The organism is Mariniflexile ostreae, assembly GCF_042427585.1.
In the GTDB taxonomy this organism is placed as follows: domain Bacteria; phylum Bacteroidota; class Bacteroidia; order Flavobacteriales; family Flavobacteriaceae; genus Pseudalgibacter; species Pseudalgibacter ostreae.
In genome coordinates this window covers 177100-202745 of record NZ_JBHMFC010000103.1, presented here as the reverse complement: position 1 = coordinate 202745, position 25646 = coordinate 177100, and the positions used below count along the sequence as shown (strand labels likewise).

Here is a 25646-nt window from a genome sequence, read left to right as displayed (position 1 = left end):
TGCAAAACCAAAAAATATTACCTCCGAGTTTTTTTGATTTTATCTCTGTCTATTGCTCCACCACCGCCGCCTCCTACTATGGATTCGGTATTTTTAATTTTCTTTTTTAAAAACTCATTTATGGAGCTTACTTTTTTAAGTGACGTTGTTTTCATATCATATAGTTTTATTGATTACTAATTGTCATAAATGTATAAAAGCGTGTTGCTAAATCCTTAAATGTCTGCACGTTATTTATAAATGACGTGTGCTTTATTTGTCAAGCTGTTTTTTCTTTCTCAGTTCGTTAAGAAAATAGGAGGGCTTTATACTTGTTTTTTCTCTAAATGCTTTTGAAAACGATTCTGCAGTTGTAAAACCAAATTCTTCAGCAAGTCCTTGAATGGAATACTTAAGGTACATCCTTTGCTTTTTAATACTAATTATAGCATTGTTAATCCGTAAATCTTTTAAGTAAGTTGAAAAATTGGTTTGTTTAATATGGTTTATAATACTCGATAAGTAAGATGAATTGGTATTACAATCTTTAGAAAGAGAAGCAAGTGTAATATCTTTTGATAAATACCCTTTGGAACTTTCAAATTTCGATAAGTTTTCTAAAACTTCATCTACTATATGTTTTGAAATATTCAATCCAGTTTCATGATTTTGTTGGGTTTTAACTTCAAAAATGTTTATGTCGTCACCCTTTAATAGTTCTTGAAATTTTAGTTTGAACGTTTGTTGCCGCTTGTAATAATAAACTATAACAATGCTTAAAAAAATTACTGAAACGATACTAATAAATAGCCATTGTTGTCTATTATCCAACTTTTGAACCAATTGATGTTTCTCCTTTTTAAGATTGGGGATGTCAAATTCTGAATATACTTTTCTGTTGATATTAACATAATTTTCATCTAATATACTGTCAGCTGCCAACAATTGGTTCAAATAATATAGCTGCTTATCTTTGTTGTTATTTTTAATGGCATTTTTGTATAATATATTGTACACCTCTTTCAATTCTGGAAATGGGTCGTTCAACTCACGATGAATCGAGTCTATTTTTTTAAAATAGTTAATCATTAACCGTTCATTATTTTTATACTGATATATTTTTCCCATCATAAAATAACTGTCGGCTAAAACCAATCCTGAGTAATTTGATGAAAATTTAACCAATGTGTCTAATGCCTGGGGATACTTCTTTAGATAAAAATTTGCAGTAGCGTGCACTTTTACCAAATCAGCATGGGCTAATGAATCATTATTTTTATTGGTTTCTTTAATGGCTGTTCTGAGGATAGTTAAAGCCGAATCTGGTTTTTTGTTTCTTATATACGAAAGGGATAAATTATTAACCATCAATAAATAGTCATCATAATATGTTTCTAAATAATTAGGTGCATTAATAATATCTGAATAAATCTTCCTATAAATATTTAAAGCTTCCTCATGCAAACCCCATACATTTTTGATTGTAGCTATACCGATATCTACTTCAATTTGCATCAGTTTAAATTGTTTTTTATCAGCCCATTCGCCAGCTATGATGTAGTTGTCCAAAGCCTTATTGAAATCTGAATTAAAATAATATAGTTGTGCTTTTACCAAGTAGCCATTGGTTGGGTACATTTCATGATTGCTGTTTTTAGTTATGCTGATAATAGAATCTGAATATTTAATATCATTTTCTATATCCGCCCAAGTAATGAAAGAGAAATATGCTCGGGCTATTTCTAAATTATTTTGTTCTGATTTTGCTTTTTTAAGGTGGTAATTTTTATAAATATATAATTGAATAGAATCTGAGTTATCAATGGCTTTGATAGATAAATCGTTAAGCTCCTGGAAAGTTTTATTTTTTAGAGAGTCATTTTTATTTTGGCATAGCAATCCCTGAGCTACCAACATATACAATAAGTTTAATAGTAGGTAGCCTTTTAAGTTTCCTGAAAAATTAAATAAACTCACTATTTAATCTTTAATAAAAATAAAAGTAAAAAACTGTTTTTCAGTTGTTTATGTTGTTTTAAAGATAGTGAATTTTTAGGTACTGCTCTTTTGTTTGTAGAAATGTCAAAATTATATTACAGGAATGAATATCACATACATTACACTTTGGATAGCCTGATAATTTGTTTCGAACTTATTTTTATTATCAACCAAGTTTCGTCATGAGCTTGTTCATATCATCACTAATTTTAGCCTCAATAACTCTTGCATATATTTGGGTGGTTGCAATTTTTGTATGGCCTAAAAGTTTTGAAACAGTCTCTATAGGAACTCCATTTGTCAAAGTTACAGTTGTTGCGAATGTGTGTCTAGCCATGTGAAAAGTCACATTTTTTTTAATACCACAGAGATCAGCTATTTCTTTAAGATAACTGTTAAGTTTTTGGTTAGAAAAATCAGGTAACAATTTTCCTGTGAATTTAGTACGGGGGTGGTTACTATATTTGTCAATTAATAATGCGGCTTTTTTAAGGATAGGTATTTTAAATGGAACGCCAGTTTTATTTCTTCTTGCCATTATCCATTTTTTTCCATCAATTCCCATAACAATGTGTTCAGAGCTCAAACTCATTATATCTGCATAAGAAATGCCAGAATAGCAGCTGAAAATGAATAAATCTTTGACAACTTCCAACCTTTCAATAGAAACTTGAAGGTTTTCAATGCAAGTCAATTCTTTGGCAGTAAGGAACTCTCTTTCTGTTTTTTCCATTTTCAGTTTAAATTTCAAAAAAGGATTAGAGTCTATCCAATCTATAGCGTGTGCAAGGCTTATCATTTTTTTTAAGCGTTGAATATGTTTCATAACGGCATTGTTACCGATTTTTCCTTGATAATGTTTAGGTTCAAAGGATCTTAAAAAACTTTCAAACCCTATAACAAATGCATAATTCAAATTTTTAAGATAAATATCTGTTGTCTTAAATTCATCTAAAATGTATTCCAATAAATATTTCTGAGTAGTTTTATAATGACATAGTGTTTTGGCGGATAGCTTATGAGCCATTTTATCATTATGGTAATTAAATACATCTTTAAATGAATGTGTCTTTACATCTTCTCCCAGAAATCGTGATTTAATTAATTGAGGAGTAATCAATCGATTTTCATTTTGCAAGTCCCGATAACACTTTACCAAACTTGATTTTGTTTCATCTAGGAATTGATTGGTACTGCGAGCTAATTTTCCATTTCCTTTATGACGTTGGTATTTGGGATTCCAAGAATTAATGTCAATTTTTTTCTTCAAGCTGATGTTAACGCGTTTCCCGTTAAGTGTTATTCGAGCATAAATATTAGATTGATTATTTATGGCTCTAGAACCATAAATCCAGAATAGAATAGCAAATGTAGATGAAGTACGCATAGTTGTCGTCTTAATTGTTAAACAATAATTGAGACGAAAGTCAAATCAACTAAATACTTTATAAGTATAAATATAAGTCTTTTTTCTTAATGTTGACGATTAAGAAATCGTGTTGACGATTTGTGAACCTTTTAGTTCACATAACATAGCATTATTTGAATTCTCTAAAAAGAAAAAGCCTCACTAATCATATAATTAGCAAGGCTTTGTACCTATTTAGTGTTTCCACTTGTGACCCGGCTGGGGCTCGAACCCAGGACCCCAACATTAAAAGTGTTATGCTCTACCAACTGAGCTACCGAGTCTTTGTTTTTGCTTTCACTAATATACTAGTGGTTAGCGGGTGCAAATATATATCCTTTAATTAAAAAAACAATACTTTTTTTGAGAAATTTTTTGTTTTTTTGTTGTTCGTAAGCGTATGTTTTTAGTAATCAATTAAAAAGGGTAAAATGATTTTTATTTTAATAGGGTATATGGCGTCAGGAAAATCTACAATTGGGAGGATTTTGGCCAAAAAAATGGATTATGAGTTTATAGATTTAGATGATTTTATAGAAAAAAATGAAAAAATGCCCGTTTCTGATATTTTTAAAACCAAGGGAGAAATATATTTCAGAAAAAAAGAGTCGGAATATTTAAAGAAACTTATTTCTGAAAAAAGAAATATAGTTTTGTCTCTAGGAGGAGGTGCTCCATGTTATAATAGCAATATGCAGGCTATTTTAAATACAGGGGAAGCTGTAAGTGTATATTTAAAGGCTTCTATAGCAACCTTGGTAAGTAGGTTGAAGAAAGAGAAGGTTACACGCCCTTTAGTGTCTCATATTGAAACGGACGATGGGTTGGCCGAGTTTATAGCGAAGCACCTGTTCGAGCGGGGACAGTTTTACAACTTGGCCCACGAAGTGGTTTCGACAGATGGTAAAACTGAGAATCAAATTGTTGAAGAATTGGTTACGACACTACTTTAAAATTACTTCGTAAGCATCACCATCTAAAACCACATGTACGTGTTCGTGTAGGGAGGTTGATAAAGAAATACCTTTAAAGTCGGCTTTCACAGGATATTTTTTGTGATTTCTATTTACTAAAACAGCTGTTTTAAATTGTTTTAAAGGAACATTTAAAAAGTGTTTGACGCCATATATAAGCGTCGTACCAGAATTTAGAACATCATCTATTAAAACTAAGGACTTGTTTTTGTAGTCTTTTTCAGGGATAGATGTGCTAATGGTTGATAACGGATTTTTTTTATCAATAATCACTTTACATAGCACAGGAGTTATTTCTGAAATCTTTAGAAGTGCTCCTTTTAGTTTTTCGGCAAGAATATAGCCATTACTATCAATGCCTGCTAAAATTACCTCCTTCTCGTCGGCATTGCTTTCATAAATTTGAAAAGCGATACGTCTTATTTTATGATTGATCTCGTTGTGGTTTAAAATCACATTGGTTTTGGCGCTCATAATTTTTAAAATTTAATTAATCAAAGATATTCATATCAGATTAAAATTATATAATACTACTAATAAATGTTTAATGCTGTAAAGGGCCTCTACGGCTCAAGTATGTTTTTGAGTATGTAAAATCATTCGTTCTCTTCAGTGTAGTCTTCTATATCTCGTCTATCTTTTTTGGTCGGTCTACCACTGCCTTTTTTTCTATAATAGTCTTTTGCAAACTTTAAAAGTTCTTGGCCTTCAAATTGGTCTCTTGAAGTATGGTCTGTCCTGTAAAGGTCGACCAGTTTTGCGCCCACTCTATTTGGAGGAATATCATTAACAACTAGTTTGTAGTTGATTTGATCTTTTCTAACTTCTATCGTGTCTTGCGGGTAAACCTCTCGGCTAGGCTTAACCACATCGTTGTTTACTTTTACATGTCCTTTTTTACAGGCTGTTGTTGCAATGGTTCTGGTTTTGTAATACCTAATACACCATAAATATTTGTCAATTCGCATATAATTCTTGTAAAAACTACGTTAATCTTCTTGCGCAAGCTTGTATTAAAATTGTATCTTGCGCTCCAAAAATAAACAATTATGTGTGAATCATTTTGTGAAATTTTGATTACTTAAGTTTTACAGAGAGAGAATGTACAGCAATGTATGGTGTACCCACATGCAATTATTAAAATAGAAAACTTTAAATGAAATTAAGAAAAATATTAGCGCCTGTTTTGTGTGTGCTTATAGGGTTTACATCCTGTAAAAAAGATGATGATGACGATGTCGTGGTAACACCACCAAGAGATAGAGGAGAGCAACAAATAGCAGATAATGATTCTATAGTAAAATACTTGAAAACCCATTATTACAACGCTGCAGATTTTGAAGATAAAACCGCTACTAGCATTACACATTTTCAAATAGGTACTGTGGTCGATGGTGTTATTCCGGATCCTGATAAAAACGCATTGCTATTTGGGTCTGCTGCACTGGATAGTATTTCGGTGGAGTACGCTAATACGAATTACAATATATATTATCTTAAATTGAGTGAAGGTAAAGGTGATGCCCTAACTTTTGCAGATAATGTGCGTTTAAATTACGAAGGCCTTACTTTGGATCATGTTACATTTGATAGTTCTGCAAACCCAACAGTTTTCGATTTAACAGGAACGGTTCCAGGCTGGAGTAAAATAATACCATTATTTAAAACAGCAGAAACTTACACAGAGAATACTGATGGTACAGTAAGTTATGCAAATCACGGTGTAGGCGTTATGTTTTTGCCGTCTGGGCTAGCTTATTTTTCACAAACGCAAGTTAATATCCCTGCTTATTCTCCATTGATTTTTAAGTTTGATTTATTTGAAATGCAACAAAATGATCATGATAACGATGGGGTGCCCTCATATCTTGAAGATTTAAATGGAAATGGTGAGTTTTATACCGTAGATGGTTTTGCTGATGATGATACAGATGGGGATGGAATACCTAATTTTATGGATCCCGATGATGATGGCGATGGTGTGCCAACCAAAAGAGAAGATTTTGATAATGATGGCTATGGCGATGGTGATCCCACAAACGATATTGGTAAAAATGGCATTCCAAAATATTTGGACCCCGAAGAAACCGAAGCAAACAAATTATAAAACAAAAAAACCCGCAATCGCGGGTTTTTTTGTTTTAGGGATTATTGTGAGTGCTATAGGGTAAGGGATAGACTTAAAATCAATTGCTCCGGTCGAGTATCAATTCTACTTTCTGTTTTTATAATGTTATCATTTATAAAAGTAGCTTCGTTATGGCTAAACCCGCGTTCATACCTTAAATCGACACCAACTTTATTGAAGTTTAATCCAACACCAAAATTAAGTCCTACAGAAAAATCATCCTTAATATCATCTACTGTCACGTCTCCAAACTTTGTGTCTAATACATATTGTAAAGAAGGACCGGCAAAAACGCTAACAGGACCAAGAACTTTAACGCCAAGAAGTAAGGGAACATCTAGTTTTTGCATTTTAAAATTATCATCATCATACTCGCTTTTGGTTGCTGTATAAACAACTTCTGGTCTAAAATATATCTGGTTGCCTATTTTTCCAAAAAGCCCCACATGATAACCGATACTTTTGTCTGGATGTTGAGCACTTGCGGTGGCAGACTCAAAATAATCGCCATTGCCATTGTAATTTAATCCACCTTTTAAACCAAAACCATAAGCTGTTTGTGCGTAAGAGGCAAAGGACAATAAAACTGTAGCGAGAACTGTCAAGACCAGTTTACTTGTCGAAAAAGATGCCCGCTGTTTTTTTTGTAAATTTTGATTGTTTTTCATAGTATTTAATAATTAAGATTTGACATGTTTAATATCAAAAACGCTGCCAAATGGATATTATTCTGTAAAACGTTTTTTTTTATAAAAAATGTACTTAGCTATGTGGAATTTGGTTAACTAAAATTTAAATTTGTTTAATCGTATTTTCGGCTTGTATCCTTTAAGTTGAATTTATTATGACCAGTAATTTCAAAAAGACAGTAAAATAAATAAAGGCTTATTTAAGCTTTTTTTAAAATAGAACACATAGGTTTATTTTTAACTTAGCTTGAACCAGAATCAATTATATTTAAAAAAATATGTAGGTTTGCCGACTGATTGGATATAGCATGAAATTTGAATTAAAAGCAAAAGATTTACAAAGTAAAGCAAGAGCAGCCACTCTTACAACAGATCATGGTGTTATTGAAACACCTATTTTTATGCCTGTAGGAACGGTAGCATCTGTAAAAGGGGTGCACCAACGAGAATTGAAAGAGGATATTAGCCCAGATATCATTTTAGGTAATACCTATCACCTGTATTTACGGCCCCAAACAACGGTTCTGGAAAATGCAGGAGGGTTGCATAAATTCATGAATTGGGATAGGAATATATTAACAGACTCTGGCGGTTATCAAGTGTATTCGTTATCTGCCAATAGGAAAATAAAAGAAGAAGGTGTTAAATTTAAGTCCCATATCGATGGAAGCTACCATACTTTTACTCCAGAGAACGTTATGGAAATCCAGCGGACTATAGGTGCAGATATCATTATGGCTTTTGATGAATGCACTCCTTATCCATGTGATTACAATTATGCCAAACGTTCTATGCACATGACGCATCGTTGGCTCGACCGGTGTATCAATCATTTGGACAAAACTCCTTTAAAATACGATTACAATCAAGCCTTTTTTCCTATAGTTCAGGGGAGTACATACAAAGATTTACGTCAGCAATCCGCAGAATACATTGCGAATGCAGGCGCTGTTGGGAATGCAATTGGGGGCTTATCTGTTGGAGAGCCTGCAGATGAAATGTATGCGATGACCGATGTGGTGTGCCAAGTATTACCAGAAGATAAACCACGATATTTAATGGGCGTGGGAACGCCAATCAATATTTTAGAAAACATAGCACTGGGGGTTGATATGTTCGATTGTGTAATGCCTACACGAAATGCCCGAAATGGGATGCTTTTTACAGCACATGGCACGATTAACATAAAAAATAAAAAGTGGGAAAATGATTTTTCTCCAGTAGATGATATGGGCATTACTTTTGTAGATACCGATTATTCAAAAGCATATTTACGCCATTTGTTTTCTGTAAACGAAAGATTAGGCCCCCAAATTGCTACTATTCATAACTTAGGGTTTTATATGTGGTTGGTTAGAGAAGCAAGAAAACATATCTTAGCAGGCGATTTTAGGGTTTGGAAAGATATGATGGTAAAACAAATGGATAACAGACTTTAGTAAAAAACCTTTATACTTTAAAATAACTTAAAACTTATATAACGTTTTTGTTCAAGAAACGTTTACAAAGGATGAAAATACTGGATTGGTACATACTCAAACGCTATTTGATTACATTTTTTATGATGTTGCTGCTGTTTATCCCTATTGCAATAACAGTCCATTTAGCTGAGAAAATTGGGAAGATTCTTGAAAATGATGTGCCTGCTGGCGAGCTTTTAATTTACCTGTACGATTTTACGATTTATTTTGCGAACATCCTTTTTCCTTTGTTTTTGTTTTTGTCTGTTATTTGGTTTACTTCAAAACTGGCAAACAACACAGAAATTATCGCTTTTTTAAGTTCGGGAGTGTCTTTTTCTAGGTTTTTAAGGCCGTATCTTATAGGTGCCAGCGTTGTGGCCTTATTGGCTCTTCTTTTGGGACTCTTTTTAGCACCCGCAGCAAGTAAAGGCTTTAATGAATTTGATTTTAAATATTTTCACCCTAATCGAAAAGATACCCAAGATCAGAATGTCTATCGACAGATTAGTGATAATGATTATATTTATGTAAGTAATTTTAATTCTAAGCAAAAATTAGGATATAATTTTACTTTAGAGCATTTTGAAAATCATGCTTTAATCTATAAAATAGATGCTAAAACCATAAAGTATATTGAAGAGGATACTATTTATAGATTAACGGATTTTGTTAAACGAAACGTTGGCGAATTTGATGATGAGATTGAAAGCTTTAAAACAAAAGACACGCTATTTGATTTTGAGGTTAAAGATTTAATTCCCGTTATTTATGAAGCAGAAATCCTGCCTTATGGCGAATTAACGGAGTTTATTAAAAAAGAAGAACAAAGAGGCTCTTCCAATATTGGGCGGTATCAACTGGTGAAGTACAGGAAGTGGAGCTTACCAGTTTCTATTTTTATACTTACTATTATTGCAGTATCAGTATCTGCCATGAAAAGAAGAGGAGGGATGGGCGTGAATTTGGCCGTTGGTATTTGTATAGCCATGGTATTCGTGTTTTTCGATAAAGTTTTTGGAGTTCTAGCCGAACAGGCTAGTTTTTCACCGGTAATTGCGGTGTGGTTTCCCAATATTATTTTTGGGTTTTTGGCCATTTATCTCTTATATAATGCTAAGCGTTAAGATTAAGAACCACCTCCATTTACATGTGTTGGTCTTTATTGCTGGTTTTACAGCTGTTTTAGGGGAATTAATCTCTATAGACGCCATTCCATTGGTTTGGTTCCGTATGGTGTTTGCAACTGTTTTAATGTTTGCTTACATAAAGATCATGAAAGTGGATTTAAAAATTCCCCTTAAAGCCGTTCTTAACTTGTCCTTAGCTGGAATTATTATTGCACTTCATTGGATTACGTTTTTTGGAGCCATTAAAATATCCAATATCTCGATAGCCTTGGGGATGTTTTCTGCTGGAGCTTTTTTTGCGTCTATAATAGAACCCATTGTTTTTAAACGACCCGTTATTTGGTACGAAATGGTATTAGGCTTAGTCGTTATTTTGGGTGTATTAATTATTACGCATAGCGAACTTCAATACCTTTCAGGAATTCTTCTAGGATTGCTTTCAGCATTTCTATCCTCTCTCTTTGCTGTGCTTAATGGTAAGTTTATTCAGCAACATTCTCCCACAGTAATTTCTTTCTACGAGTTTTTAAGTGGCGTGGTGTTTCTATCTGTTTTTATCCTGTTTTTAGAGAAGCCTTTTTCGGTTGAATTTTTCAAATTAAGTCATTTAGATTATGCTTACCTTTTTATTTTAGCTTCCATTTGTACTGCATATGCTTTTATTGCCGCGGTACATGTTATGAAGGTAATAAGCCCTTATACCGTAGTTTTAAGTTATAATTTAGAACCTGTATATGGTATTTTGATTGCCATGCTTCTTTTTCCCGAAAAAGAGAATATGAGTCCGTCTTTTTATTACGGAACCTTTACTATTCTTGCCATGGTGTTACTAAATGCGATATTAAAAAACTTAAGATTCTTAAAAAGAAAACATTCATAGCCCTTTATGATAATTAAAGTTTTTATATTTGCGGGCTAACTAAAGTAAAGATATCCTAAGCCTAAAACATTTTTTATTAATAAAAATAAAAAGGGGTGCATTGTTTTTGGCTTAAACAAACATTAATATTTTAAACAGACTAATTGTAAATTCTTATGGAATATTTAGAATTTGAACTCCCAATAAAAGAACTCGAAGACCAATTGCAAAAGTGTAAGGTGATTGGTGAAGAAAGTGATGTAGATGTTACGGAAACCTGTGGCCAAATAGAAAAAAAATTAAAAGAGACCCAAAAAGAAATTTATAAGAACCTTACCCCATGGCAACGTGTGCAAATGTCACGCCATCCTAATAGGCCTTATACTTTAGATTATATTAAAGCTATTTGTGGAGAAACTTTTTTAGAGCTTCATGGCGACAGAGGTTTTAAAGATGATAAAGCCATGATTGGTGGATTGGGCAAAATAGGCGACCAAAGTTTTATGTTTATTGGACAACAAAAAGGGTTTAATACCAAAACCCGCCAATATAGAAATTTTGGTATGGCAAATCCAGAGGGCTATCGCAAAGCTTTGCGCTTAATGAAGTCTGCTGAGAAATTTGGGATTCCTGTTGTTACTATTTTAGATACGCCTGGCGCTTACCCCGGTCTTGAGGCCGAAGAACGCGGACAAGGAGAGGCCATTGCACGAAATATTTTAGAAATGACACGTTTAAAGGTTCCAATTATTACCGTAATTATTGGTGAAGGCGCTTCAGGAGGTGCCCTGGGAATTGGTGTTGGAGATACGGTTTTGATGTTGGAAAATACTTGGTATTCTGTAATTTCTCCAGAATCGTGCTCTTCCATTCTTTGGCACAGTTGGGAATATAAAGAACAAGCAGCAGAAGCGTTAAAATTAACTGCGGCCGATATGAAGAAACTCAAGATGGTCGACGAAATTGTGAAAGAACCACTTGGTGGCGCACACAAGAATAGGGAAAAAACATTTGAGATTGTGAGTGATGCTATCGTGAAATCTTTTGGAGCACTTAAAAACTTATCACCAAAAGACTTGGTGAAAAAACGAATGGATAAATATGCCAATATGGGTGTGTTTAAAGGTTAAGTCTTCTAAAACCATTACATAAAAAAAACTGAAGTCCGGCACTTCGGTTTTTTTTATGGTTATAAACAATATTATTAAGTTATTAACAGTTAGATTGTTGACTAACGGTTAACATCGTAGACACAAAATTCCCCAACAACCTTCTTATTTTAATTACTTTTGTAGCTATGGAACAACCCAATAAATTAAAAGGATATAAAGTCGATAAAAGCACTATAATTAGTCTTGAGAAAGGGAAGATACCCCCTCAAGCTATTGATTTAGAGGAGGTTGTGCTGGGCGCGATGATGATCGATAAAAAAGGAGTAGATGAGGTTATCGATATTCTTAGCCCTGATGCCTTTTATAAAGAGTCTCATAGGTATATTTTCGAAGCTATTTTTCAGCTCTTTGAAAACAGCGAACCTGTAGACTTATTAACCGTTTCCACACAATTGAAAAAAAACGCAACCTTAGAGCGCGCTGGAGGCGATTTCTATCTCATTTCGTTAACACAAAAGGTGTCTTCTTCTGCCCATATCGAGTTTCATGCGCGTATTATTTTGCAGAAATTTATTCAACGTAGTTTGATTAAGATTTCAAATGAAATTATAGAAGACTCTTACGATGAGACCAAAGATGTTTTTGATTTATTGGATAGAGCAGAATCTAAACTTTACGAAGTTACCCAAGGAAATATAAAGAAATCAAGTGAGACGGCTCAAGATTTGGTTATTCAGGCCAAAAAGAAAATTGAAGAGATTTCTAATAAAGAAGGCTTAAGTGGTATTCCTACAGGATTTAACAAGCTGGATAAATTAACTTCGGGTTGGCAACCATCCGATTTAATTATTGTTGCTGCTCGTCCTGGTATGGGTAAAACGGCTTTAACGCTTTCCATGGCCAGAAACATTGCGGTGGACCAAAATATTCCTGTAGCATTCTTTTCATTAGAGATGGCGTCGGTGCAGTTAATTACACGTTTAATTTCCAGCGAAACTGGCTTGTCTTCTGAAAAACTGAGAACAGGAAAACTCGAAAAGCACGAGTGGGAACAACTTAATGTAAAAGTTAAAGGCTTAGAAAAAGCACCTTTGTATATTGATGATACTCCATCACTTTCTATATTTGATTTAAGGGCCAAAGCACGCCGGTTATCTTCCCAGCATGGTATAAAAATGATCATGATCGATTATTTGCAGTTAATGACTGGCGGAACCAGCCATGGGGGCAATCGTGAACAAGAAATATCCATGATTTCTAGAAACCTAAAAGCCCTTGCTAAAGAGTTGAATGTACCTGTAATTGCATTGTCGCAGTTATCACGTGCTGTAGAGACCCGTGGAGGGAGCAAACGTCCGTTGTTATCAGATTTACGGGAATCTGGAGCTATTGAGCAGGATGCCGATATTGTATCTTTTATTTACAGACCTGAATATTATAAAATTGATGAATGGGATGATGAAGAACGCTCTCCAACCGAAGGGCAGGCAGAATTCATTATTGCAAAACACCGTAACGGGGGCTTGGAGAACATTCGCTTAAAGTTTATTGGAAATTTAGGGAAGTTTGATAATTTAGATGATTTTGATTCTCCGTTTGAATTCCATTCTAAAATGAATGCTGTTTCAAATGACGATGCTTTTAAATCTGATGATTTTAAAGCAAGTCCAGACCAGGCGTTTGGTAGTGCTTTTAATGATGATGATAATGATGTGCCATTTTAAAGACCAAACCTATAGAGTAAAGTCTATTTTTAATTATCTTTCATAAAAATAATAAGCGTTCAGGTTGTTTCTAACAAGCAGCAGCCTGAAAGCTATATAAAGTTCTACTTCCTTTTGAAAAAGATATTCTTGACCTTATTTTTTGTCTGCCTAAGTTTTAAAACATATGCATCCTATATCCTTATCCCTATGGATGCTGAAACTCAAAAAAATCATCTAAAAGCTTATGGGATTACTTATTGGGCACTTCATAAACAACTAAAAGTGAACTGGTTGCTTAACTATCGTGGTGGTGCTTTTCTGTTACCCGATACGGTAGATATTCAGAAAGAATGTCAGATACGTGGCGTGTCTTTCGAAGTCCTTTCAAATGATAAAACTGAAAGTATTTTGAAAGCGATAAGCAGTCCCAACCAAAATATGGAGGCAGTAATTTTAGAAAAAGCACCGAAAATAGCAGTATATACGCCTTCTGGAAAATTGCCATGGGACGATGCGGTAACTATGGTTTTAGAATATGCAGAAATACCTTATGAAACGGTTTATGATGAAGAGGTTCTTAACGATGGGCTCCTATTGTTCGATTGGTTACACCTGCATCATGAAGATTTTACAGGGCAATTTGGTAAGTTTTATGGAACTTATAAGGCAGCATCTTGGTATATTGAAGATAAGAAAAAGGCAGAAGATTTAGCAAAACAAATGGGCTACTCTAAAGTGTCCACAGAAAAATTAGATGTGGTGTTAAAAATTAGAGATTATGTTATTGGAGGTGGTTTTATGTTCGCCATGTGTAGTGCTACCGATAGTTTTGATATTGCATTATCTGCAGAAGGCATAGATATTTGTGAACCCATGTTCGATGGAGATGCCAGTGATGCAAGCTATCAAAATAAAATAGATTATAACAAAACATTCGCTTTTACAAATTTTACTTTAGAACGGAATCCTCTGGTTTATGAGTTTTCTTCTATAGATACCACGCCAAAACGCATGGTTCCTCAAACGGCAGATTATTTTTCGTTAATGGATTTTTCGGCAAAATGGGACCCGATTCCCACCATGTTATGTCAAAACCATACAGCTTTAATTAAGGGGTTTATGGGGCAGACTACTGCTTTTACTCGAAACGAAATAAAGTCTAACGTTCTGGTACTAGGTGAAAACAAAACTAATGGAGAAGCAAAATATATCCATGGAATTAAAGGAAAAGGTTTTTTTACGTTTTATGGCGGCCATGATCCGGAAGATTATCAACATAGGGTAGGGGATCCTAAAACAGAATTAGAGTTACATCCCACTTCGCCAGGCTATCGGTTAATTTTAAACAATGTGCTTTTTCCTGCCGCTAAGAAGAAAAAACAGAAAACGTAATATTAGGTTTTTTAAATAAGGAGAGCAGTGTCATATTGTGAGAAAATATATAAATAGCACTTATTAAAAAAAATAGATGTGCTTATAAGGGGTTTAATGTTTTATGAGTATACTTATGGAATTGAAAGTTCTAGACATACAACTTGTTTTAATGTTTCGTCCAATATAGCCATAGGCCTTATTGCTTTTTTTAATTCTTCTTACCAAAAAAAAAAATAAAAATAACAAAACAGTAAATATAAATCTACCACTGGTTCTTTAAACGTATTAAGTTAAAATCATATTATACCAATTTTAGTTTAAAAAGAGATGTATACAATACGTCAAAAATTATTTTTTTAAACGTATAAATATAGGTAAAGTGCCCTAAGCTTTCTTTGTAAAGCTTACAGCTCATCACGATAAAACATCTTATCGAACACATGTTTCCAAATTATAGTTTTTGGTAAAGTAATACTAGGTGGTTATAGGTAATGTATTTGAATTCAAATAGATAGTTGTTTTTTTATAATTTATTACTTACATTTGAAATGAACGATTCTCCAGAAACGAATCCATATTCTCTAAAAAAACCGTTATTATGAAAGCCATCATACCTAAAGCCGTTCTTCCCGAAACCATCTCAGAGCCTAATGCGCTGGTTAGTTATTACACTACTAATGTACTGTATCCAAAAATAGGGCCGCTTGCCATAAATCGGCAAGTTAAGGTTATTGCAAGGTTATTACGCGACTATGCTTCGTCTATAAACCTTATAGATATGACTAGAGATTTCGAAAAGAAATATAAAAAACCTGTTCAAGTTATACAACAGCCTAAAAACTGGTTAAAGGAAGAGATTAAATTTGAACCTATTTTGGGGAATACGAATCATTACCTAAAATCGTTTGTGGTAGAACTTTCAGAGTTTAGTGCTCCAATTAATACTATTTCCGAGGTAATCGATAAGAAGGCGTCCCTGCAATTTTCGGAGGATCGTACAGAGGTTAAAAAAATGGCTTACTCTAGGGGCCTTCCAATTATAGTTTCAAAAGACGTAGAAGGCGATTCCAGAATTAGAGCTTTAAGCGACATGAAAGAAGGCGATTTATTAGCGATGAAAAACAGAGTGATAGCCCGCCCCCTTTCAATGGATCAGCTTATGCGAAGTGATGACTTGAATATTCGTATGGATGGTGACGAACCCGTAAAGATGAAAACAAGTGATTTAAATAAAATGGCAGATACGCAGGAGCGCGCTTATAAATTGGGTAATATTATGCATGGGCTTTCTCATTTAAATGCCGTAATGCCAGAAATGATAGCTGCTAATTTGATAAATGTAAAAGGCGACTTATTGGGGGCCAGTTTGAAAAAGGCAGATTACCTCGATAACATTATAAAGGCTTTAGCAGACCGGTATGAAGTCGATGATCATAGGCTTAAGGCGATTGCGAAATTAATAGATCAAGCGATAGCTTACTTAGAAGCCCTTGGTCTAGAAAACGACCCATTAATAAAACGGTATCGGGAAAATTTAGAGTTTCAAAGAAAAGTTCAGAAATTTGTTATTGGGAAAATAGACCAAGCTAAGCCTATTGATAATGAGAGGATTCCATTGCCAGATGAAGCTGAGGTTACGAAATCAAGGGAATGGGCTTTTCAGCGGGGTGAGAAATTAGAATTATTCATAAAAAAACCCGTTTTAAAAGGTCCCTTTAGTGCAGAAGCGGTTTCACCCAATAGTGAATTGACTATTACAGAAAGTCAATTTGAAAGTCAGTTTCAAAGTACCACCGCAGTGCAAAGTACTGCTATGAACCGTTCAGACGAACAGGCTGTATTTACTTCAGACCGTTTTAAGCAGGAGCTTTCTAACATGACCGAAAGTGGTGTGATGGATGAGGCCTCTTTTAGTAGCGAATCTACACTTTTAGAGACTTTAAGAGAACGTAGGCGCGAAACGATAAATAGAACCTTAGCGAATATTTCCAGTGAAAATGAAAATCAATTAACACAGGGTTATGTGCGTGGAAGAAATTCGTCCAGAAGTTACACCACTAGAGGTAAAGATCCAGAATATGCCACTACAGAGCTTAGTTTTCAGGTGGTTACGCCAGTAGATGTTAAAGTGAGCCTCGAATCTATTAATTTAGTGTGGGCACCTCAAATTCCATCCCCTTTTATTAGTCTTCATAGAATAATTCGTCGTCAGCGTTGGTTAGCAGAAAGGGAGTATATAGCGCAAAATTATACTATAGATCCCGTAAGGCCCATAGTAGAGTACGAAGAGCAGGTTATTACTAAAGAACTTGGTATAAATGGACGAAGCCGGTATCAAACAGGGAGCTTCAGTTTCCCTTTAGATTCTACTTTTCAAACAGGAGGTTGGGAGCTATATTTACCAGGATCTAAAGTTGATTTTAGAAATGGTACAGGAGATGATTATAACTGGAATGAAACTTGGAACTGGGATGATTTGGAAAACTGGGACACCTATTTTAAATCGTTAGAGCTGGAAGGCAACTTAATAAATGGAGTAGCCGTATTGGAAACCACCGATCCAGAAACGTTTAATAAAGGTTTTTTTACATTTAGATTTGTGGTTCGCCGGATGACCGAAGCGAGCAAAGCCGCCCTTCGTGTGTATGCTAACGATCAAGCGGTTACAGCTGCCGAAAAACGAGCCATAGAATCTAGAGCCCGCCAATATGCCAAACTAAAACAAGAAGAGCTAATTCAAAAATACACCAACAGGCTTAATTTGCGTGAAGAGGCTTTCGATGCTTTAATAGCCCAGGTTTTTCAAGGTCAGGAACCAGAGCACTTTAGCTATTATAAAGAAATTCTTAGAACATGTATTGATTGGAATGCTTCTGGGATGCATTTTGAGGCGAATACTACGGTTGGATTACCTTATCCAGAGTATAGTCGCTCCCATTTTATGAATTGTGTGGGCGTTCGATTTATTCTTCCTATACTTAGGAGTGCTGAACAGAATTTTATAGACACCCTGCTTAAAAATGGAAATGATTATTATAAGTCATCTATTGAAACCGTACAAAAACTTACTAATAATTATAGAGATTTATTGGAAGGCTTTCGAGAAAACGCGCCAGATAAACTTGTTTTAGATCGCTATAGTAAAGAGGTTGTTATCGGCAAACATTTAGAGGCTATAATTTCTAACCACCCTTTTACAGACAGAGAATAAGGGGAATTAAAAGACACAATCGTGCTAAAAAAAATAAACTATCCTGTTGCGCCCCATAATATTATTTTAATGGGGCAGCCAGAGCCTTTTTCCAAATCTTGGATTATAAGTCCTCTGCAAAGAGGAGATTATACGTTTGTTGTTCATCCTAAAGGCATGATAAAGCTTGATTTCTCTATATTTCGGTTTGATTTTTTCTGTAAAGCGCATGATCATGCACCAGAAAGAGTTCTTTTTAAAGTTCCTAAATTTTTGCAGCAAGTAGTAGCGTGGGAATGGCATTTAATTAAATGGGAAATGGACATGGCTTTGGAAATTAAAAAGGATGTTCCTTCCCTGTCGACGCTGCTTTACGAATATAGGCCCACTGCTTCGGGAACATTTAAAATTAAAAATGAGGTGTTTAATTCAGATTATAAATTACTTATTTGGTCGTGTAACCAGCCATTTGAGACCAATGAGAATGACGAAGTTGTTTTAGAAGCCCATGCAAATGTTATTTTTGAGTGGTATAAAAATCAAGTTAAAAGCATTACGCCAGATATGGTATGGGGATTGGGAGATACTGCATACAGTGATGGCACGATTGCAACAGACTTTATAAATCAATATTATGATAACGCCCAGGCACTTCATTTACAGGAAGGTAAGGATAACTTGTTAAAGTCTTACCGTAGGATGTATAAAGCACATTGGAGTTTTGAACCGCTCCAGCAGGTTATGCGGAACTATCCTCATATAACCATTTGGGACGACCATGAAATTAGAGATGGATGGGGAAGTGAAGAGAATGATTTTTTAAAAAGCAATACGCTTATATATCAGCAGGCCAAGCGGGCTGCCCAGGAGTTTATTTTAAATAATGGCCCTAGAATACACCCTACAGGTAAGCAAAACTCTAATACCGAAGATGCGCATCAGGCCTATATTACAGCGCCCATAGCATCGTTTGTATTTGATGGACGGTCTAGCCGCAGGTATAATGATCCTTCTGGTAAAGTAATTTCAGCAAGCCAATTACAGGATTTTAAGTCGTTTTGTGAGGTGTTGGTCTATAACAAAGAAGTGAAGTTCTTAATAATGGGCTCGGCAGTTCCTTTTATTAACTTAGTGGATTTTATTGAGAATATAGGGTCAAAATTACCCGATGCGCTCAACAATCTTTTAGGAGAACTAAGAGACGACGTTAGAGACAGTTGGCATTCTCCGGGCAATATTGCACAGTTAAAAGAATTGATAGATGTTTTAAGACAGCTTCACCGTAATAGGCCCGATATTAATATGATAAATGTTTCTGGTGATATTCATGTCGCTAACCTATATGCTTTTCAGCCCTTAGGATTTCAAAGAGCCCTTTATCAAGTTACCACTTCTGCTTTAACTAATAGGTCTCACCCTAGTGATAAACTAAATGAATTGATACAGGTAAGTACCGAGGTGAGTACCGAGGCTTTGGGCGTTATAACACGAATATGGCAAACGGTGTCTGATCCTAATTTTCTTAAGATTGAACCAGATGGCCAATTTCTTAAACTCACCTTAAAAGTTTTTGATTTGGAAAAAGAGAACCTAAACCCTGAAGTGTTAGATAGCGCTAAAGATTTAGTTTACCAAGTAGGCAAGCATAGATTTGTAGGGCAGCATCTTTTGAAGGTTTAAATAGCGTTCGTACCGCCAAGCAAAGCGCATCGTTAGTTTTAAAACCTCAAGCATTGGGTCTGATAAAAAAGAAAAGCCCTGTAAACACTGGGTTTACGGGGCTTAAAAGTGGAGTCGGAGAGAGTACTTTTATCAAAAACAGCGTTTAACCTCAATACGCATAAACAGGGCAAATATAGTTTAATTCCAATGATAAAAAGGCTTTAAGGTTTATCATTGTCTTTGTATGTGTTAGTAAGTATTTGATTTAGTTTGAGTACAGCCGTACAAATACCGTACAAATGTATTATATTTGTATTGTTCAAATACTTCATACAATGGCAACAGTTAATTTTTTATTCCGATCCACTAAAGAAAACGCACCTCTTAATTTAAGATTGTTATTTCGTCACAACGACAAAGACCACGTTTTAGGCGCAAAAACACAGTTAGACGTATCAAAACACTATTGGACTAAAGAACACCCGCAGAAACGCCCAAAAGACGTTGAGGTCACCAACAGGCAACAGGAAGTAAACACCGAACTCAATAAGATTGAAAATCACATTTTAAAGGCGTTTGAAGAGGTTAACCCGCTATCAGTCACAAAGGATTGGTTAAAAGTTCAAGTTGATTTGTATTACAACCCGCCAAAAAAGAATGCTGAAATACCTACAAATTTAATCGAATACATTGATTTTTACATTGAGTATCGAAAACACGAAATAAAATCCACCTCAACAAAAAAATATAACGTTATAAAAAGCAAGTTGGAACGTATGCAGACCGAACGCAAACACCCAATTTTAATAAAGGATATTAACGATAATTTTAAAAATGAATTTGTAGCCTATCAAAAATCTAAAGGTTACGCACAAAACACAATACAAAGAGAATTAGTATTTGTAAAAACGTTTTGTAAACACGCCCGATTTTTAGGTTTAGAAACAGACCCACAGTTAGACGGTTTGAGAATTGACAAAGCAAAGGCAGAAAAAATTTATCTAACGTTTGATGAATTGGAAGCCATAGAAAAACAAGACCTTGAACATGATTATTTAGATAACGCGCGGGATTGGTTAATCATAAGTGCTTATACAGGTGCGAGGGTTTCTGACTTTTTACGGTTTACAAAAAGCATGATTCGGATTGAAGACGGTAAAAGTTTGTTAGAGTTTAGGCAAACAAAAACCGATAAATTAATGACAATACCAATTCACAAAAAAGTAATGCAGATACTTGAAAAAAGAAAGGGCAATTTCCCCCGCTCAATTTCAGATCAAAAATATAATGACTACATAAAAGAGGTTTGCAAGATTACAGGCTTAAACGGTACGCTTAGTTTAACGCAAAAAATACAAGGCAGTAAGTTAATGGAAACGAAAAACGGCTATCGTAAAGTATCGGCAAAGTATGAAAAATTTGATTTGGTTACTTCCCACATTGGCAGACGTTCGTTTGCTACCAATTTTTACGGTCAAATTCCAACTACTTATTTAATTTACATAACAGGTCATAGCAGTGAGTCACAATTTTTAAATTACATTGGCAAAAGTAACAAGGATTTAGCAATGGAAATAAGTAACTACTTTAATTAATAAATAAAACAGGCAACGTTTTTAACAATTTGTTCAAATGAAAAACGATTTTAAAATTGATATTGATCTTTTAAACTTTCTTAATGAAGCGTATAGTGGTGTGAATTACTTTAAGGATTGGGCAGAGACCCCCGAAATAGTACCAATAGATTTTGAGCATAAGAAATTACTGCAAACCTACACGGTAAGTCCTGAAATTTATAACTATTATAATCGGATTAATTTATTTGAACGGTTTACAAAAGAACAAAAATATATTAGCACCCCAGTATTAAAAGATAGGCGAAATTTAAAAGTTACACCTTATAATCTAAAAATATGTAGTGCTTATTATTACAGACCTGATTTTATTTTTAAGCTTGGTAGTATCTTTTATGATAAACCTATTTACAACGATAATAAACAAATAGAGACTTTATTGGACTTAAAGTCTTATTTCTTAGAATACGCAAAAGGATTTAATAAAGGCTATTCTGATTTTGAAAAAGATAAAATAAACTTTTTGGATCCAACTTTTACGGATAAAGCCGACCGATTAAAAAAAGTCTTTGAGTTTATAACGGCAAGACCAACAAGTAAAAAACACTATTGGGGTAAATTAACATTTAGTCAATATAATTTCACGACTGATAAACAAATTTCAAAAGCTTTTGAAGATGGGTTGCAACAAGGTTACTATTATAAGGCATGGACAATAGTATTTACTTTGAATGACTTCTTTGCACCGTTATTTGCGGGATTAAATTTAACAGCTAATAGGAGAAATGAGATTGAAGCCGTTGAGGTAAATAACCACCCACCCCACGACCCGAATTTATGGAGTTTAGAATGTTATAATCTATTCAAGTATTTATTTGATAACTTTTATAAAAACAAAAAACGACAGCTCACCAATATTTGGTTTTTCTTGAATGAACACGACCCAATGAAGTACACTTTGAAAGCTACAAAAGACAGTTATAAAGATTTTATATTTAAATATCACAGCATTGAAATAAAGAATTTTGATAAACAGCATTCAAATTATACGGATAAAGTGTATCCAACTTTGAACGATCACAGACAAAATTTTGAAAATAGTTTGAAATAGATTGTAGAACACGCAAAAAACACGTTTAACACGTTTTTCACCTCTTTTAAGGCAGTACTTTGTCGGCGGTTATTGCGAGTATTAATAACAATAATACTTTAGCGATGAGCACAGTGCAATTTATCCAAACAACGCCAGAACAATTAGTTGACCTAATTACACAGGGAGTAAAAATCCAACTTCAAGAACTAAAAAAGAACCTCAACAGCGAGCAAGCTAATGACGATCTTTTAACACGTGAGGAAACGTGTAAATTCCTATCTATTGACAGCAGTACTTTGTGGGCATGGACTAATAAAGGCAAAGTTAAGGCGTACGGTATCGGATCACGTAGATACTACAAAAGAACGGAATTATTAGAGTGTTTAATTCCTTTAAAAAAATAGGACTGTGAGAGGTACAAATTCCAACAGTCCTAATAGCTTTTTGAACAATAGTATAAAGGCTAAAGATAAACAAATCTTACTTAATCACATAGTTCAGACCATTGAACAAAAGACAGGTTTGTCACTTTTACAACTTAAAAGAAAGCACCCACAGCACGATCTTTATAAAATTGGTTTATTCTATTTCACTACAACGAATAAAACAATATGCGAAGCTTTAAAAATTCCTGTTGAAGCTGGCACAAGACGAAAACGAAAATTAGAAAAGGACGGTCGTTTAATGTCATCTATTAAAAAAGGTATTTGCCCATTTACAGGACATAAAGCAAGGTTTTTATCTACCAATCCAGACCAATATAACAAACTGTTAGAATGAGTGTAAAGGCTTCACCGCAAGCCTTTATTTCTCATCACGTCAAACTTGACTTTTTTAATGACAGCAATTTAAAAACTGACATTCAAAACCGTATTTCAGATGCAACAGAAATTAATTTTCAAAAAGCATTGGAGAACATTCAAGGCGATGACAAAGAAGCTAAAGGCGTTGATTTATCAGAATTGACTTTATTGGCAATGGCTTATTTTTTTGAATGTGTATTTCCAAAGCACGCGCAAATTAAAGATGCTGACTATTCCATAAATTCAGTCAAAGGCTATTTTGATGCGTGTAATCATACATCATACACGGCAATACATGAAATAGATACAACGTGCCAAAAATTAAGAGATACGGCATTATTTAAAGCGTGTTATCTAATTATTCAATGTGCATGGTTTTTTAATTCAGACCACTTTGGCAGTCATCAACATATTGAATATGTAAACCATTATGCAAAGACACGAAACAAACTACCTGAAAAGGATTACAGGCATGATTTAGGTTACTTGAACAAAAAGTACAATGATGTAGATGAGAGCAATATAAAAGGCGTGTACGGTTACGCAATGGTTAATCAATGGTATTATCTTATATTGTTTTTAGTGGTAAAGGAATTAAAGGTTTCAGATGCTAATTTCAAGACAAGCGAAACGAGATTTCGAGAATACAACCCATTAGTTAAGTGTTCGAGAATGTTAAGACCATTAACACCGTTCAAAGTTGTAGAAGCTGACATAAAAAGTGCGTTTCCCTCATTTATTGATTTCGTAATAAATGCCGACAAAGGCAAAGACGTTTATTCCAATCTTGAAAAGAACCATAATATAACCAGAACCGAAGCAAAAATTTTGTTTAATACATGGTGCAATAGTGGTAAGTATAAGACCGTAGAAGAAACAAAAGATTTCCTTTTAACCTGTGGTTACTCTGTGAATGAATGTGATATTATAACAACTATAACGCATTCCAAAGACTTTGCATTTATTGATTTTATGTGCAAGTATGAGAAACAATACATTGATAAATTTTTATACATCCACCCATATTTGAACGGTACAAGGCTACACGATGCAATTTTATTTATAGATAAAAAGACAAAACCGTTTCAATTTGTATTTGATGAGAAGTGCGTTTTCGGTTATAAAGCATTAAACAAACCAATTTATACCACATCATACGGTTATAGCAGAAAGCCGATGAGGTACGCTTATACTTCAAGCCTACCAAGTGCATCCAATGAGGAATATAAAAACCTCATCAGAAAACAGATTTCAACTAAGCCAAAAGCAATTGGAGAAGCAAACGGATTTCGTTTTTACGCGCATAAGTACGAGTATATTTCAGCAGATTTTGACATGGGGAAACACTATGATTATAATATGTTTATTTATCAATGCAAAATGATGACCTCAACACTTTGTTTCCTCAATAAAAAACCAATTTCCAATAAACAGTTATTTCTTATACTTAATCACATTAGACAAAACAGCAATATAATATTTAACGTCCGTTTCTTATTTAGAGAGCTTTCAAGTCAACTTCATGTAATTCATGACATTATCTACAAACAGAGGGATTTTGAGCTTACAGAGAGGCTAAAATTTAGACGTGATTTAGATTTCTTAATTGCATACAACACGGCAAAAGGTATAGTAAATAAGAAAAACCGATTAAACAGCCTGTTTTATTTGTTAGAAAATAGAATTGCACAAAGTGATTATTCCTTTATTGACTTTAAAGTTAGACAAAGCGAGGGTACAGATGAGCTGGCAAGGTGCATAACCTTAAGATTTAACGAGTTATGTACAGGTCGTACTCGAAAACCAAAGGCTCACACAGTTAGCGAACAGGCTCTTTATAGTATTACTTATAAAGAGGGTGCGCGTTATCTTGTTGAGCCTCATAAATTCACAAATACAACACGGTTAATTCAAAGGAAAATTAAAGTTTATGAAAGGGAAATATTAAAGATAAACCGCTTTGTAAATAATTGGCAGATAGCAAAACAGTATCTGTTTATACTTAGTGAGGTTACAGGAATTGAAATAACTTTAGATTTAAAACAAAATTTAGATACGATCCAAAAAGAGAAAACATATTTAAGCCAACAAATTACAGGAAATGAATACAAGACCACAAAACGAGGTGCAACGGTATTTGATAAAATGTATCTGACAAAACCACAAACAGAAATTAAAGCAAATACGCCTACAATAAAAGACTTTGAAACCTCTTTAGAGCATAGTGCATTTAATATTGATATTGAGGAAGCGCATTTTAGAGGGGATCAATTCTTTCAAGAGTATTTGAAATTTAATAAGCTGGATGAGAACCAAAAAGAAGTGCAAGAAATAAAGGTAAAGAGTGTTATCGTGTTCCCTCAATTTGATTTTGATGCTTAAAAAACGAACCAATACGCGCGCGAGGGATAAAAAGTAAACAAAGCAAGATTTTTTTACAATCACAACGCGTACGCGCGTATAGGTTAAACAATAGTTCAGAAATAGGCGTGTTCCCTTAGTGATTA

General features: G+C 34.2%; 21 protein-coding genes and 1 tRNA gene. 15 read left to right on the top strand and 7 right to left on the bottom strand.

All coding sequences use genetic code 11. The features are described 5' to 3' along the window. Positions 1–17 precede the first annotated feature (17 nt). The 4 genes from ACFFU9_RS15030 to ACFFU9_RS15015 form a co-directional block, all read right to left on the bottom strand. Positions 18–155: a hypothetical protein gene (locus tag ACFFU9_RS15030; RefSeq protein WP_379862300.1), complete on the bottom strand. Its 138-nt coding sequence runs from the start codon at positions 153–155 to the stop codon at positions 18–20. Between the two features lie 97 nt (positions 156–252). Then, the gene (locus tag ACFFU9_RS15025; RefSeq protein WP_379862299.1) at positions 253–1896 is read right to left on the bottom strand and encodes a helix-turn-helix domain-containing protein; all 1644 of its coding nucleotides are present in this window, start codon (positions 1894–1896) and stop codon (positions 253–255) included. 247 nt (positions 1897–2143) lie between these two features. Beyond that, positions 2144–3364, bottom strand: a complete 1221-nt coding sequence (locus tag ACFFU9_RS15020; protein WP_379862298.1) for a site-specific integrase — start codon at positions 3362–3364, stop codon at positions 2144–2146. 232 nt (positions 3365–3596) lie between these two features. After that, positions 3597–3669: transfer RNA gene (locus ACFFU9_RS15015), tRNA-Lys, on the bottom strand. Positions 3670–3816: 147 nt separating this feature from the next. Between ACFFU9_RS15015 and ACFFU9_RS15010 the strand changes: the two genes are divergently transcribed. After that, a complete protein-coding gene (locus ACFFU9_RS15010; RefSeq protein WP_379862297.1) occupies positions 3817–4338 on the top strand; it encodes a shikimate kinase in 522 nt (173 codons plus the stop codon). Here the strand turns inward: ACFFU9_RS15010 and ACFFU9_RS15005 are convergent. Further along, complete coding sequence (locus ACFFU9_RS15005) at positions 4330–4833, bottom strand: phosphoribosyltransferase family protein (protein ID WP_379862296.1); 504 nt, start codon at positions 4831–4833, stop codon at positions 4330–4332. The two genes, ACFFU9_RS15010 and ACFFU9_RS15005, sit on opposite strands and share 9 nt — an antisense overlap. A gap of 122 nt (positions 4834–4955) precedes the next feature. Then, the gene (locus ACFFU9_RS15000) at positions 4956–5327 is read right to left on the bottom strand and encodes an Hsp15 family ribosome-associated heat shock protein (protein ID WP_379862295.1); all 372 of its coding nucleotides are present in this window, start codon (positions 5325–5327) and stop codon (positions 4956–4958) included. Positions 5328–5515: 188 nt separating this feature from the next. Between ACFFU9_RS15000 and ACFFU9_RS14995 the strand changes: the two genes are divergently transcribed. Then, positions 5516–6466 carry an FKBP-type peptidyl-prolyl cis-trans isomerase gene (locus ACFFU9_RS14995; RefSeq protein WP_379862294.1) on the top strand — a complete coding sequence of 317 codons (951 nt, stop codon included), beginning with the start codon at positions 5516–5518 and terminating at the stop codon, positions 6464–6466. 53 nt (positions 6467–6519) lie between these two features. Here the strand turns inward: ACFFU9_RS14995 and ACFFU9_RS14990 are convergent, their stop codons facing one another. Beyond that, a complete protein-coding gene (locus ACFFU9_RS14990; RefSeq protein WP_379862293.1) occupies positions 6520–7155 on the bottom strand; it encodes a porin family protein in 636 nt (211 codons plus the stop codon). A gap of 329 nt (positions 7156–7484) precedes the next feature. On the opposite strand from ACFFU9_RS14990, the gene tgt reads away from it, so the two are divergent. The 13 genes from tgt to ACFFU9_RS14925 all read left to right on the top strand — a co-directional run bounded on the left by tgt (position 7485) and on the right by ACFFU9_RS14925 (position 25521). After that, complete coding sequence (gene tgt, locus ACFFU9_RS14985) at positions 7485–8615, top strand: tRNA guanosine(34) transglycosylase Tgt (protein WP_379862292.1); 1131 nt, start codon at positions 7485–7487, stop codon at positions 8613–8615. 71 nt (positions 8616–8686) lie between these two features. After that, the gene (locus tag ACFFU9_RS14980) at positions 8687–9763 is read left to right on the top strand and encodes an LptF/LptG family permease (protein ID WP_379862291.1); all 1077 of its coding nucleotides are present in this window, start codon (positions 8687–8689) and stop codon (positions 9761–9763) included. Continuing rightward, positions 9750–10646 (top strand): DMT family transporter, encoded by an 897-nt coding sequence (locus tag ACFFU9_RS14975; RefSeq protein ID WP_379862290.1) that lies wholly within the window; start codon positions 9750–9752, stop codon positions 10644–10646. The genes ACFFU9_RS14980 and ACFFU9_RS14975 overlap by 14 nt, the downstream gene beginning before the upstream one ends. 155 nt (positions 10647–10801) lie before the next feature. After that, on the top strand, positions 10802–11755 hold the full coding sequence (locus ACFFU9_RS14970; protein WP_379862289.1) for an acetyl-CoA carboxylase carboxyltransferase subunit alpha: 954 nt from the start codon (positions 10802–10804) through the stop codon (positions 11753–11755). A gap of 167 nt (positions 11756–11922) precedes the next feature. Next, positions 11923–13461 carry a replicative DNA helicase gene (gene dnaB / locus ACFFU9_RS14965; RefSeq protein ID WP_379862288.1) on the top strand — a complete coding sequence of 513 codons (1539 nt, stop codon included), beginning with the start codon at positions 11923–11925 and terminating at the stop codon, positions 13459–13461. A gap of 189 nt (positions 13462–13650) precedes the next feature. Beyond that, positions 13651–14835: an asparagine synthetase B gene (locus ACFFU9_RS14960; RefSeq protein ID WP_379862287.1), complete on the top strand. Its 1185-nt coding sequence runs from the start codon at positions 13651–13653 to the stop codon at positions 14833–14835. Between the two features lie 580 nt (positions 14836–15415). Further along, positions 15416–18028 (top strand): hypothetical protein, encoded by a 2613-nt coding sequence (locus ACFFU9_RS14955; protein WP_379862286.1) that lies wholly within the window; start codon positions 15416–15418, stop codon positions 18026–18028. 21 nt (positions 18029–18049) lie between these two features. Further along, on the top strand, positions 18050–19687 hold the full coding sequence (locus tag ACFFU9_RS14950) for an alkaline phosphatase D family protein (protein WP_379862285.1): 1638 nt from the start codon (positions 18050–18052) through the stop codon (positions 19685–19687). A gap of 317 nt (positions 19688–20004) precedes the next feature. After that, a complete protein-coding gene (locus ACFFU9_RS14945) occupies positions 20005–21264 on the top strand; it encodes a tyrosine-type recombinase/integrase (protein ID WP_379862284.1) in 1260 nt (419 codons plus the stop codon). 37 nt (positions 21265–21301) lie between these two features. Then, positions 21302–22354, top strand: coding sequence for a hypothetical protein (locus tag ACFFU9_RS14940; RefSeq protein WP_379862283.1), 1053 nt, complete (start codon positions 21302–21304; stop codon positions 22352–22354). A gap of 104 nt (positions 22355–22458) precedes the next feature. Next, positions 22459–22740: a helix-turn-helix domain-containing protein gene (locus ACFFU9_RS14935; RefSeq protein WP_379862282.1), complete on the top strand. Its 282-nt coding sequence runs from the start codon at positions 22459–22461 to the stop codon at positions 22738–22740. A gap of 40 nt (positions 22741–22780) precedes the next feature. Continuing rightward, positions 22781–23116 carry a hypothetical protein gene (locus ACFFU9_RS14930; RefSeq protein ID WP_379862281.1) on the top strand — a complete coding sequence of 112 codons (336 nt, stop codon included), beginning with the start codon at positions 22781–22783 and terminating at the stop codon, positions 23114–23116. Next, on the top strand, positions 23113–25521 hold the full coding sequence (locus ACFFU9_RS14925; protein ID WP_379862280.1) for a hypothetical protein: 2409 nt from the start codon (positions 23113–23115) through the stop codon (positions 25519–25521). The genes ACFFU9_RS14930 and ACFFU9_RS14925 overlap by 4 nt, the downstream gene beginning before the upstream one ends. The last annotated feature ends 125 nt before the right edge of the window (positions 25522–25646 follow it).

What these genes read in the sequence shown, in the direction of transcription:
- ACFFU9_RS15030 (WP_379862300.1), bottom strand. Translation starts at nt 155, where the DNA reads ATGAAAACAACGTCACTTAAAAAAGTAAGCTCCATAAATGAGTTTTTA.
- ACFFU9_RS15025 (WP_379862299.1), bottom strand. Translation starts at nt 1,896, where the DNA reads ATGTTGGTAGCTCAGGGATTGCTATGCCAAAATAAAAATGACTCTCTA.
- ACFFU9_RS15020 (WP_379862298.1), bottom strand. Translation starts at nt 3,364, where the DNA reads ATGCGTACTTCATCTACATTTGCTATTCTATTCTGGATTTATGGTTCT.
- ACFFU9_RS15010 (WP_379862297.1), top strand. Translation starts at nt 3,817, where the DNA reads ATGATTTTTATTTTAATAGGGTATATGGCGTCAGGAAAATCTACAATT.
- ACFFU9_RS15005 (WP_379862296.1), bottom strand. Translation starts at nt 4,833, where the DNA reads ATGAGCGCCAAAACCAATGTGATTTTAAACCACAACGAGATCAATCAT.
- ACFFU9_RS15000 (WP_379862295.1), bottom strand. Translation starts at nt 5,327, where the DNA reads ATGCGAATTGACAAATATTTATGGTGTATTAGGTATTACAAAACCAGA.
- ACFFU9_RS14995 (WP_379862294.1), top strand. Translation starts at nt 5,516, where the DNA reads ATGAAATTAAGAAAAATATTAGCGCCTGTTTTGTGTGTGCTTATAGGG.
- ACFFU9_RS14990 (WP_379862293.1), bottom strand. Translation starts at nt 7,155, where the DNA reads ATGAAAAACAATCAAAATTTACAAAAAAAACAGCGGGCATCTTTTTCG.
- tgt (WP_379862292.1), top strand. Translation starts at nt 7,485, where the DNA reads ATGAAATTTGAATTAAAAGCAAAAGATTTACAAAGTAAAGCAAGAGCA.
- ACFFU9_RS14980 (WP_379862291.1), top strand. Translation starts at nt 8,687, where the DNA reads ATGAAAATACTGGATTGGTACATACTCAAACGCTATTTGATTACATTT.
- ACFFU9_RS14975 (WP_379862290.1), top strand. Translation starts at nt 9,750, where the DNA reads ATGCTAAGCGTTAAGATTAAGAACCACCTCCATTTACATGTGTTGGTC.
- ACFFU9_RS14970 (WP_379862289.1), top strand. Translation starts at nt 10,802, where the DNA reads ATGGAATATTTAGAATTTGAACTCCCAATAAAAGAACTCGAAGACCAA.
- dnaB (WP_379862288.1), top strand. Translation starts at nt 11,923, where the DNA reads ATGGAACAACCCAATAAATTAAAAGGATATAAAGTCGATAAAAGCACT.
- ACFFU9_RS14960 (WP_379862287.1), top strand. Translation starts at nt 13,651, where the DNA reads ATGGATGCTGAAACTCAAAAAAATCATCTAAAAGCTTATGGGATTACT.
- ACFFU9_RS14955 (WP_379862286.1), top strand. Translation starts at nt 15,416, where the DNA reads ATGAAAGCCATCATACCTAAAGCCGTTCTTCCCGAAACCATCTCAGAG.
- ACFFU9_RS14945 (WP_379862284.1), top strand. Translation starts at nt 20,005, where the DNA reads ATGGCAACAGTTAATTTTTTATTCCGATCCACTAAAGAAAACGCACCT.
- ACFFU9_RS14940 (WP_379862283.1), top strand. Translation starts at nt 21,302, where the DNA reads ATGAAAAACGATTTTAAAATTGATATTGATCTTTTAAACTTTCTTAAT.
- ACFFU9_RS14935 (WP_379862282.1), top strand. Translation starts at nt 22,459, where the DNA reads ATGAGCACAGTGCAATTTATCCAAACAACGCCAGAACAATTAGTTGAC.
- ACFFU9_RS14925 (WP_379862280.1), top strand. Translation starts at nt 23,113, where the DNA reads ATGAGTGTAAAGGCTTCACCGCAAGCCTTTATTTCTCATCACGTCAAA.